Annotated in this window: 7 protein-coding genes; 1 reads left to right on the top strand and 6 read right to left on the bottom strand. The window is 72.9% G+C overall.

Annotated elements, in window-relative coordinates:
* Positions 1-19: 19 nt before the first annotated feature.
* A complete protein-coding gene (gene katG, locus NS283_RS15075; protein WP_275934956.1) occupies positions 20-2,203 on the top strand; it encodes a catalase/peroxidase HPI in 2,184 nt (727 codons plus the stop codon).
* 393 nt (positions 2,204-2,596) lie between these two features.
* On the opposite strand, the gene NS283_RS15070 is transcribed toward katG, so the two are convergent.
* The 6 genes from NS283_RS15070 to NS283_RS15045 form a co-directional block, all read right to left on the bottom strand.
* Complete coding sequence (locus tag NS283_RS15070) at positions 2,597-3,556, bottom strand: NAD-dependent epimerase/dehydratase family protein (RefSeq protein WP_058597676.1); 960 nt, start codon at positions 3,554-3,556, stop codon at positions 2,597-2,599.
* The gene (locus NS283_RS15065) at positions 3,553-6,186 is read right to left on the bottom strand and encodes an alpha/beta fold hydrolase (protein ID WP_058597674.1); all 2,634 of its coding nucleotides are present in this window, start codon (positions 6,184-6,186) and stop codon (positions 3,553-3,555) included. The genes NS283_RS15070 and NS283_RS15065 overlap by 4 nt, the downstream gene beginning before the upstream one ends.
* Positions 6,183-7,205 (bottom strand): 3-oxoacyl-ACP synthase III, encoded by a 1,023-nt coding sequence (locus NS283_RS15060; RefSeq protein WP_058597673.1) that lies wholly within the window; start codon positions 7,203-7,205, stop codon positions 6,183-6,185. Before NS283_RS15060 ends, NS283_RS15065 begins: the two co-directional genes overlap by 4 nt.
* Positions 7,206-7,353: 148 nt before the next feature.
* Entirely contained in the window at positions 7,354-8,655 is a 1,302-nt protein-coding gene (locus NS283_RS15055; RefSeq protein ID WP_058597672.1) for a DUF58 domain-containing protein, read from the bottom strand.
* Entirely contained in the window at positions 8,655-9,698 is a 1,044-nt protein-coding gene (locus NS283_RS15050; protein WP_436970531.1) for an AAA family ATPase, read from the bottom strand. The genes NS283_RS15055 and NS283_RS15050 overlap by 1 nt, the downstream gene beginning before the upstream one ends.
* Positions 9,695-10,873, bottom strand: a complete 1,179-nt coding sequence (locus NS283_RS15045) for a DUF4350 domain-containing protein (protein WP_058597671.1) — start codon at positions 10,871-10,873, stop codon at positions 9,695-9,697. Before NS283_RS15045 ends, NS283_RS15050 begins: the two co-directional genes overlap by 4 nt.
* Between the last annotated feature and the right edge of the window lie 123 nt (positions 10,874-10,996).

The following is a 10,996-nucleotide window of genomic DNA, read 5'->3' as shown; positions in this document are numbered from 1 at the left end:
CGACGACAACCGACTGCCGGTGGGCGAAGCCCCCGCCGACAGCGAGCCCGCCGGCGCCCTGCCCCACCCCACCCAGGGATCCGCCAACCGCGTGTGGTGGCCCGAGTCCCTCAACGTGAAGATCCTCGCGAAGAACAACGCGCTGCGCGATCCGCTCGACGACGGGTTCGACTACAAGGCGGCGTTCGAGGCGCTCGACCTCGCGGCCGTCAAGCAGGACCTCAAGGAGGTCATGACGACCTCGCAGGACTGGTGGCCCGCGGACTTCGGTCACTACGGCCCGCTCATGATCCGCATGGCGTGGCACAGCGCCGGCACCTACCGCGTGACCGACGGTCGCGGCGGCTCGGGCGCCGGCATGCAGCGCTTCGCCCCGCTGAACAGCTGGCCCGACAACGTCAACCTCGACAAGGCGCGCCGCCTGCTGTGGCCCGTCAAGAAGAAGTACGGCCAGGCGATCTCGTGGGCCGACCTCATGATCCTCGCCGGCAACGTCGCGCTGGAGGACATGGGCTTCCCCACCTTCGGCTTCGCCGGCGGTCGCCAGGACGTGTGGGAGCCCGACGACGACGTGTACTGGGGCCCCGAGACCACCTGGCTCGGTGACGAGCGCTACACGGGCAACCGTGAGCTCGAGCGCCCGCTCGCGGCGGTCCAGATGGGTCTCATCTACGTCAACCCCGAGGGCCCCAACGGCAACCCCGACCCCCAGCTGTCGGCGAACGACATCCGCGAGACGTTCGGCCGCATGGCCATGAACGACGAGGAGACCGTCGCGCTCATCGCCGGTGGCCACACGTTCGGCAAGACGCACGGCGCGGCGAGCGACTCGCACGTCGGTCCCAACCCCGAAGCCGCCGACATCAACGACCAGGGCCTCGGCTGGAAGAACGACCACGGCACCGGCAAGGGCGACGACACGATCACGAGTGGCCTCGAGGTCACCTGGACCTACCACCCCACGCGCTGGGACAACGAGTTCTTCCACATCCTGTTCGCGTACGAGTGGGAGCTGTTCCAGAGCCCCGCGGGCGCTCACCAGTGGCGCCCGAAGAACGGTGGGGGAGCCGACATGGTGCCCCTCGCGCACTCCGAGGGCCGCCGCGAGCCGCGCATGCTCACGAGCGACCTCGCCCTGCGGGTCGACCCGGCGTACGAGAAGATCTCGCGCCGCTTCGCCGAGGACCCCGCCGCGTTCCAGGATGCCTTCGCCCGCGCATGGTTCAAGCTGACCCACCGCGACATGGGCCCGCGTGAGCGCTACCTCGGCCCCGAGGTTCCGGACGAGGTTCTCGTGTGGCAGGACCCGGTCCCCGCCGTCGACCACCCGCTGATCGACGCGGCCGACGCCGCGGCGCTGAAGCAGCAGATCCTCGACAGTGGTCTGAGCGTGCAGCAGCTCGTCACGACGACCTGGGCCGCGGCATCCACGTTCCGCGGTTCCGACAAGCGCGGCGGTGTCAACGGCGCGCGCATCCGCCTCGAGCCGCAGAAGAGCTGGACGGTCAACAATCCCGAGCAGCTGGCATCCGTTCTCGAGACCCTCGAGAAGATCAAGGCCGAGTTCGACGCGCAGGGTGAGAAGAAGGTGTCGATCGCCGATCTGCTCGTTCTCGCCGGCAACGCCGGTGTCGAGCAGGCGGCGCGCGCCGGCGGCGTCGAGGTCGAGGTGCCGTTCACTCCGGGCCGTACCGACGCGTCGCAGGAGCAGACCGAGATCGAGTCGTTCCGCTGGCTCGAGCCGGTCGCCGACGGCTTCCGCAACTACGCCTCGCGCGAGGCGCGGCTGCCCGCGGAGTTCCTGCTGCTCGACAAGGCCAACCTGCTCACGCTCACCGCCCCCGAGATGACCGTGTTGGTCGGCGGTCTCCGCGCGATCGGCGCCAACTGGGACGGCAGCGACTGGGGTGTGTTCACCGACACCCCCGGCGCGCTGACGAACGACGTGTTCGTGAACCTCCTCGACCTCGGCACGACGTGGAAGCCGCTCGACAGCGGCAAGCACGCCTTCGAGGGCACGAAGGACGGCTCGGGCGAGAAGGTCGGGATCGGCACCCGCGTCGACCTGGTGTTCTCGTCGAACTCCGAGCTGCGCGCGCTCGCCGAGGTCTACGCCTCGGACGACGCGAAGGAGAAGTTCGTCCGTGACTTCGTCGCCGCCTGGCGCAAGGTCACCGAGCTCGACCGGTTCGACCTGGTCTGAGCGCCCGACCCGTCGCGTTTCGGCGCGACGCGCTGCGGCTCGGTAACCCGCGGCATCCGGAAGGCCCGTCCCCTCGCGGGGCGGGCCTTCCGCTCATGCTGGGTCGGGAGTGTGTCCCACTTATGGTCGGTGGAGGCTGCCGCAGGCGACCGTAAGTGGGACATGCACCGCCAGAAGTGGGACGAGGTTGCTCAGGGCGGGGCAGGAACCAACCGCGTTGCACTGAAGGCCGGTGGAGGGGACCTCGTCCCACTTATGGTCGGTCCGCACTGCCTCAGGTGGCCAAATGTGGGACACGGACCGTCAGAAGTGGGACATGTGCCGTCGGGGAGTAGGCGGCGCGTAGCGCGAGAACGCGGGCCGCAGGGATGCCGGGGAGCGCAGCGGCCCGGCTCACGCTCGCGCGAGGCGACGCAGGCCCTCGTCCAGCGACACCGCCGGGGTCCAGCGCAAATCGCGGCGAATCTCGGCCTGGTCGAACCAATGCGCCGTCGACAGCTGCTCGGCGAGGAAGCGGGTCATCGGCGGTTCGTCCTCGCCCGGGCGGACGGCCCAGACGCGCTCCACCAGGGCCCCGGCGGCCTTGGCGAGACCCGCGGGAACGCTGAGGCGTGGCGGCTCGACCCCCGAGGCGCGGCAGATCCCGGCGAGCAGATCGCCGACCGGGCGCGGCTCGCCGTTCGTCAGGACGTACGCGCGCCCGCTGACCTCGTCGACGCGGTCGAGGGCGGCGACGATTCCGGATGCCGCGTTGTCGACGTACGTGGAGTCGATGAGCGCCGTCCCGCCGTTCAGCAGGGGTAGCCGGCCCCGGCGGGCGCGGTCGACCACCCGCGCGATGAGCTGCGTGTCGCCCGGGCCCCACACGAGGTGCGGACGGATCGCGACCAGCGAGAGACCGTCACCGGCACGCGAGAGGGCGAGCACCTCGGCCGCGGCCTTCGTGCGGGCGTATTCGCCGCGCGCGGCGCGGGGATCGGCGGGCTCCGCGCCCACTCCCGCGAGGGCGTGCCCCGCGTGCGCGACCGACGGCGACGACACGTGCACGACCCGCGAGACCCCCGCCGCGGCGGCGGCGTCCAGCAGAGTTCGCGTTCCCTCGACGTTGACGGCGTGGAACTGAGCGGGGTCTCCCGCCAGTGACACCTTGGCCGCGAGGTGCACCACGCCGTCGATCCCGTCGAGAGCGGATGCCACGGCATCCGGATCCGTCACGGAACCGAGCCGGTCGTCGGCGCCGGCGACACCGGACGGGCGGCGCTGGAGCGTGCGCACCTCGTGTCCCGCGTCGTGGAGGGCGCGGACGACGGCCCGGCCGAGGAACCCGGACGCGCCGGTGGCGAGGACCCTCACGGTGCCGTCGGCTTCTCGCCCGCGAGCAGGCGTTCCGCCCACGCCGCCAGGCGGGATCGGTCGATCTTCGAGTTGTGCCGGATGTCGGTCGGCAGCGTCGGCGCGACGAGGACCGCCGCGAGCGGATGCGCGGTCGCGGCGCGAACGGCATCCGTCAGCTCGGGGGAGGCGAGGCCGGGACGCCGGGCACCCGCCTCGACGACCGCGACGACGACCTGTCGACCGATCGGCCCGACCCCGACCGCAGCGGCACGGGTGACGGCCTCGACGGTCTCGGCATCCTGTTCGATGCCGACCGGGGTCACCGGACCCTCGGCGGTGGTGATGACGTGGGGGAGACGCCCCTCGACCCAGAGCCTCCCGTCGGCGTCGAGGTGGCCGACGTCACCGGTGCGGTGCCAACGGTCGGCCAGGCCGCGACGCGCCTCGCGGTCGGTGAGGTACAGGCGGAAGTATCCGCGCTTGAGGTGGGGCGCCGAGATGACGATCTCGCCCGTGACCCCGGCATCCGTCGTCGGTTCACCCGTCGCGCGCCCCTCGGCGTCGATCGCCGAGATGCGCACCTGGCCCGTACCCAGTGGTCGACCGACGCAGACGCCGCGGTCGCCCGCAGCGCTCTCGATCTCGGGCAGGGTGACGTCGGCGACGAGGAGGCATTCGGTCATGCCGTACGGGGTGTGCGCGACGGCGTTCGGCATGAGCTCCTGCGCGCGGCGCAGCAGCTCGATGCCCACGGGTGCTCCCGTCGAGAGGAACGTCTCGACGCGCGCGAGGGCCGCGCGATCGTCGGCGTCGAGGGCGCTCGCGGTGGCGACGACGTTCGCGACGGCGGCGGGGGACAGGAACACGATCCGCGCGTCGGAGGCACGCACGGCCGCCGCGACGGCCGCCGCGGTGAGCGTGCGGGGGGCCGAGACGTCCATGTCGGGCGTCGCCGAGCGCGTGCCGAGCGCGGGTCCGAGCAGCGCGAAGGGAGCGAAGCCGGTCACCAGACCCGTCTCGGCGGTGACGCCGAAGTGCGCGGCGAGGGTGTCGCGCAGGGCCGTCAGCTGCGCGTGCGTGTACACGACGCCCTTCGCAGGTCCCGTCGAGCCCGAGGTGAACAGCACCGCGGCGTCGGCGTCGGGTGCGGGCGGCTCCGGGAGCGTCCGGCCGCGACCGGCGCGGGCGAGGTCCGACAGGCTCGCCTCGACACCGAGCGCGCGCGACGTCGCGGCGGGGAGGGCCGCGGCCGAGATCCGGCGGCCCGGCCAGCCGAGGGTGCGGGCGGCGCCGAGCCCGGCGATCTCGCCGATCACCACATCGGGAACGGCACCTCTGACGGCGCGCGACAGACCCCGGATGCCGAGACCCCGGTCGGCCACGACGACGACCGCGCCGATGCGCAGACAGGCATACAGAGCGGCGGTCAGCGTGGGGCCGGGCTGAACGAGCAGCGAGACCCGGTCTCCCGGCCGGACGCCGAAAGCGTCGAGGCCCGCCGCGATCTCGTCGACGCGCGCGGACAGCTGCCGCCAGCTCACGCGCAGCGGCTCGCCGTCGCGGGCGGTGGTCATGTCGATCACGGCGGTGTCGTCGTCGTCGCGGCGCGCGTCGAGGGCATCCCAGAGGTGACCGGCGGCGGCCGGTGGCGCGGTGGCGGCTGTGGAGCCCGGGGCCGCGGCATCCGTCGCCACGCCCTTCTCGTCGAGCCAGTCGAGCACGACGTCGGCGTACGGCCGCTCCTCGGCGATGAGGTGGCCCGCTCCCTCGAAGCGGTGCACGTCGGCGTGCGGAAGCCGCTCGGTGAGGTCGTCGAGGTGGCCCTCGCCGAAGACGGGGTCCTTCGGTCCGCGCAGGAACAGCGCGGGCACGTCGAGTTCGCGGAGCCCCGCCGACATGCGGTGCAGTGCGGGAGTGCTCTCGTCGGCCGCGGTCGCGGGGATGTCGGCGACGAAGCCGCCGATCCCGCGGCGTCGTGCGACGGTCGCGTACGGCGCGCGGAAAGCGGCGCGGACAGCGGGGTCGAGATCGGCGAGAGCGAGCGTGGTGTCGAGGAAGGCCGTGGTGCCGGTGGTGCCCGCGGCGAGCATGCCGCGGGCGGTGGCCACGCGCAGCGCGAAGGGCAGCGGCGCACCGTCGGGGTGGTGCACCGCGGTGTTGAGCGCGATGACCGCGGCGAGACGCTCGCGGTTCTCGACGGCCCAGCCGAGCGAGATCGGACCGCCCCAGTCGTGCCCGATGGTCACGATCGGACCCCGGATGCCGAGCTCGCCGACGAGCGCGTCGAGGTCGGCGATGCGCTGCGCCAGGGTGCGTCGGCGGTCCGAGCGTTCCGAGAAGCCCATCTCGAGCTGGTCGACGGCCAGGACCCGCCACGCCGTCGCACCGGCCTCGGCGCGTCGGAGCGAGGCGTTCACGAGCGCGCGCCAGAGGTACGACCACGTCGGGTTGCCGTGCACGGCGATGATCGTGCCGACCGGATCGAGACCGCGCTCGGTGAGGGCGTCGCCGGTGTCGAGCACGTGCCACGTGCGCGTCGTGCCCGCATCTGCGGCCGCGCCGGGTACGTCGACCAGACGCGAGAGCGCCGGGTCGAGACCGGGCAGCCCCGCGGGGGGAAGCGTGGCTTCCGGGGCGGTGACCCTCACCAGGCCAGCTCCAGCATGCCGGTGTTCAGCCCGGAGCCCACTCCCATCAGCAGGACGCGATCACCCCGACGCAGCGTCTTCTGCTCGTCGGCGAGGGTGATCGGGATGGATGCCGGGCCCACGTTGCCCAGGTGCGGATAGGTCACGGGCACCCGGTCACGGTCGAGCTTCGCCGCGCGGACGATCGCCGAGGTGTGCACCGATGAGACCTGGTGGGTGATGTAGCGGTCCATGCCCGTCCACGAGAACTCGCCCTTGGCCTCTTTCCACGCCGACACGACGAGGTCGAGACCGCCCTTGAGCAGAGCCTTCGCGTCGGTGAACATGCCGTCGACGCTTCCGACGCAGAGGTCGTAGAACTGGGTCGCCGCGCGCGTCACGCCGCCGACGATCCGGTGCCCCTCGGGGTGGTCGCTCGCGCGTCCGAGCACCGCGGCAGCCGCGCCGGAGCCCAGCGTCAGCGACGCGAACTCCTGCATGAAGGCGTCGCGGTCGAGGTCCTCGCGCACGAGCCGGTTGATCGTGTTGACCTGGATCTCATCGGCATCCTCGCCGTTGACGATCAGGGCGTACTTGACCTGTCCGGACTGGATCATGCCGGCGGCCAGGCTCATGCCGTTGATGAAGCCGAGGCAGGCGTTGGCGACGTCGAAGTTGATCGCCGAGCTCGGGAGGCCGAGGCCGTGGTGCAGGCGCACCGCCACCGAAGGCTCGAGGTGCTTGCGGGTCACGGAGGTGTTGATGATGAGCCCGATCTCGCTCGGGTCGACGCCCGCCTCGGCCAGCGCCTGCTTGCCCGCGGCGATCGTCGCCTCGTCGCTCGACTCGCCGTCGGCCCAGTTGCGCCGCTCGTTGACGCCGGCGACCCGACGGAGGAGGCCGGGCTTGAGCTTCAGACGATGAAGAGCGGGAGCGAGGCGGTCCTCGATATCGTCCGACGTGGTCACACGGCTGGGCAGGACGCTTGCCACCGATACAAGAGCCACATCGTCGAACCGGGTCGTGGCGTTTCCTGGCAAGAGTTCTCCCGCATCCTGTGCGTAGACGGCGCAACCGAGCGCGGAGGGGACGCGCTGACGGCTCGAAGGGTACCCCCCAGGATAAGCCGCGACGTATGTCCCGGGCTGCATGGGGCCTGGGTGTGCTAGACCCGGCCGGATGCGCGCGTCAGAGCCGCCCGGCAGCCTTGAGCGCGAGGTAGCGGTCTGCCACGAGCGGGGGCAGGTCTTCCGCGGAGGCGGAGATGGCGTCGCCACCGGCGCGGACCACGGCGGCGCGCACACGGTCCGCGTCGTGGCGCGCGCGCTCGATCGCGGCCGCCGCGTAGACCGAGGCGGCATCCGTCCGCTCGGGCTCGTCGCCCAGTCCGTCCGTCGCCGTCGCGACGAGCAGTCGCGAGCGAGCCGCCACCGCCGGCAGCGCCGCGAGGAAACCGCGGGCGGCCTCGGGATCGTCGTGCGCCGTGAGCAGCACGACGAGGGCCGGACGGACCGCGAGCTGGCGGACCTGCGCGAAAGCAGCGTCCCAGTCGGTGTCGATGAGCTGCGGCTCGACGGGGGCCATCGCGTCGACGAGCGCGGGCAGGAGCTGCGAACCGTCGACCTTCGTGACACGCGCCCGCGGGACGCGGTCGAACATCACCAGGTGCACGTGGTCGCCCGCCCTGGTCGCCAGCGCCGACAGCAGCAGGGTGGCCTCCATCGCTGCGTCCAGGCGTGCGCCGTCGCCGACGCGCGCCGCGGCCGTGCGGCCCGTATCGATGACGATGACGACGTGGCGGTCGCGTTCCGGACGCCACGTGCGCAGCATGGTCGTGCCCGCGCGCGCCGTCGCCCGCCAGTCGATCGAGCGCACGTCGTCGCCGCGGACGTACTCGCGCAGGCTGTCGAACTCGGTGCCCTGACCGCGCACCTGAAGACTCGTGTTGCCGTCGAGCTCGCGCAGGCGCGCCAGCCGGGACGGGAGGTGCCGACGCGAGGTGAAGGGCGGGAGGACGCGGATCCGGCCGGGAGCGTCGACGACCGCCTGCCGGCCCGCCAGACCCAGGGGGCCCGCCGAGCGCACCACGACGAAATCGGTGCGGATCTCGCCGCGGCGACGGGGGAGCAGAGGAAGGGGTGCGCTCCGGCGCTCGCCCGGCGGCACGACGAATCGCGCCCGTTCCTCGGGCGCACCGGCCGTGGGCTGCCACGCGTCGCGCACGTGGGCGCGGAGCGCGCGGGTCCCGAGGTTGCGCACGTGCAGTTCACCGGCCACCGGTTCATCGAGCAGCGTGCGGTCCGGGAGGCGTCGTGTGATCTCGACGGCGCGCGGGTCGGCCGCGACGGCGACATCGACAAGGGCTCCGACCGCACAGAGCACGACCCACCCGCCCACGGCGAGCCACGCCGGGACGCCCGCCGTGCTCAGGAGCACGAGGGGGACGACGCCCAGGGCGACGAGGAGCGCGAGACGGCCGGTGACGAACATCAGATGGGGACGCGGGTCTGCTGCAGCACCGAGGTCAGGATCGCGTCGACCGAGACACCCTCGATCTCGGCCTCGGGGCGCAGCCGGATGCGGTGACGCCAGACCGGCACGAGCATCGTCTGCACGTGATCGGGGGTGATGGCCGGGTAACCGCCGAGCCACGCCCAGGCCTTCGCCGCGGCGAGGAGGGCCGTCGTCGCGCGGGGGCTGACACCCAGGAGTACCGAGGGACTCTGCCGCGTCGCCCGCGCGAGGTCGACGATGTAGCCGAGCAGGTCGTCGTCGACGGCGACGGTCCCCGCGGCGCGTTGGGCCGCGAGGATCTCGTCGGCGGTCACGACGGGATCGAGACCCGCCGCGTCGAGGCGGCGCGGGTCGAAGCCGCCGGCATGGCGCCGGAGCACACCGACTTCGGCCTCGCGGCCCGGGAGATCGACGACGAGCTTCATCAGGAAGCGGTCCAGCTGGGCTTCGGGCAGCGTGTAGGTGCCCTCGTGCTCGATGGGGTTCTGGGTCGCGGCGACGAGAAAGGGGTCGGGGAGAGCGCGGCTCACCCCGTCCGACGAGACCTGTCGTTCTTCCATCGCCTCGAGCAGGGCGGCCTGGGTCTTCGGCGGCGTGCGGTTGATCTCGTCGGCGAGGAGCACGTGGGTGAACACCGGTCCCGCGCGGAACTCGAACTCGCCGGCGCGGGCGTCGTAGACGAGGGAGCCCGTGACGTCGCCGGGCATGAGGTCGGGCGTGAACTGCACGCGCCGCGTGTCGAGGCCGAGCGCGCGACTGAACGAGCGCACGAGAAGGGTCTTGGCGACGCCCGGGACGCCCTCGAGCAGGACGTGTCCGCGCGAGAGGAGCGCGATGAGCAGTCCCGTGATCGTGCCGTCCTGGCCGATCACCGCCTTTCCGACCTCGACCCGCACCCGGTTCATCGCCTCGCGCAGGGCCGCGTCGTCGGACCCCGGGGTCGCCGGGGCGGGCTCCTGGCGTCCCGCTGCGTTCTCGGCGGCGGGCGGCAGGGGAGCGTCGAGAGGACTGTCGGTCATCGGGTGGTCCTTTCGGTGGCGAACGCGGCATGCACGCTCGTCTCGAGGTCGCGGAGGCGGTCGCTCGCGGCGACCAGATCGCGGTCGGTCGTGGGGGAGTCGGTGAGGAGGATGCCGCGGATCGCCCCTCGATCCGCGCCGAGGCGGTCGGCGACGGCATCGGCGACCTGCTCGGCCGGGGTGTGGGCCGCGAGGCCGAGCCGACGGACCAGACGGGTGCGCGTCGCTCGACGCAGCTCGTCGAGGGCGTGCGCCGCGTCGCCGGAGGCGGCGTACAGGCGGGCGCGACCCTCGGTCGTCTCGTTCGCGCGCACCATCACCGGAAGGCGCTCGGTCACGAGCGGGCCGAACCGTCGCCCGCGCCAGATCGCGGCGACGACCGCGGAGAGCAGCAGCAGGACGATGCCGGGGGTGACCCAGGGCGGTGTGAGGTCGCCGATCGTCCGTGGCGTCGACCCGGCGTCGGAGTCGGTGAGGGAGGGGACGTACCAGACGACCGCGTCGGTCCGAGCCAGCACGCCGATCGCGAGCGCCGCGTTGCCGTCGAGGGGGAGGGTCGTGTTCGTCATCGTCGCCGACCCGTCGAGGGCGGTGACGGTGCGGCCGTCGCTCGTCTCGGTGGAGAGCAGCCCGTACTCGCCGTCGACGGGGTAGCAGCCGGTGACGCCCGCGCCGGGGATCATCAGCTCACCCGTCCGCGCGGTTCCGGCCGTGCGCGGGGCGGGCAGCTCGCACCCGGGGGCGGCGGCACGGTCGTTCGCGAAGCCCCCGAGGGAGGAGCCCTTCAGCAACACGTCGAGGGTGCGCGAGCGCGGCTCGATGAGCACGACGTCGCGTGCGCGGTCGGCGAGCGCGGTCAGGGTGGCGTCCGACAGCATCGGGGCGTCGCGCAGGACGAGCGTGGCGTCGCGGTCGGTCAGAGCACGCTCCGCCGCCGCGCGGTCGCGTGCGACGGTCACGGTCACGCCCTGCTGCTGGAGGATGCGGACGAGCGCGCGGGTGCCGTCGGGTGCGGGGGATTCGGGGTCGAGCGCGTCCTTCTGCGTCCAGCCGCCGTACACCAGGGTCGTTCCCACCAGTCCGACCAGGAGCAGGGCGAGGGCGAGGCCGATCCACCCGAGCGCGGCCCGACGGCGGGGGCGCACCGTGAGCGGCGCGGCGGAGACGGCGGTCACGATGTCGCCGCCGCGGTGACGGGCGCGGGGCGCGTACGGACGGCTTCGGCGTCGAGGTCTGCCACCACGCCGTAGCGCTGCTCGGTGCCCGGGCGGCGGAGGTAGCGGACGTCGTCGAAGATG

This window comes from Microbacterium testaceum, from assembly GCF_001476285.1.
Taxonomy (GTDB): domain Bacteria; phylum Actinomycetota; class Actinomycetes; order Actinomycetales; family Microbacteriaceae; genus Microbacterium; species Microbacterium testaceum_B.
Note: the sequence above shows the minus strand (reverse complement) of the source record. Positions and strands in the feature narration are given on the sequence as shown.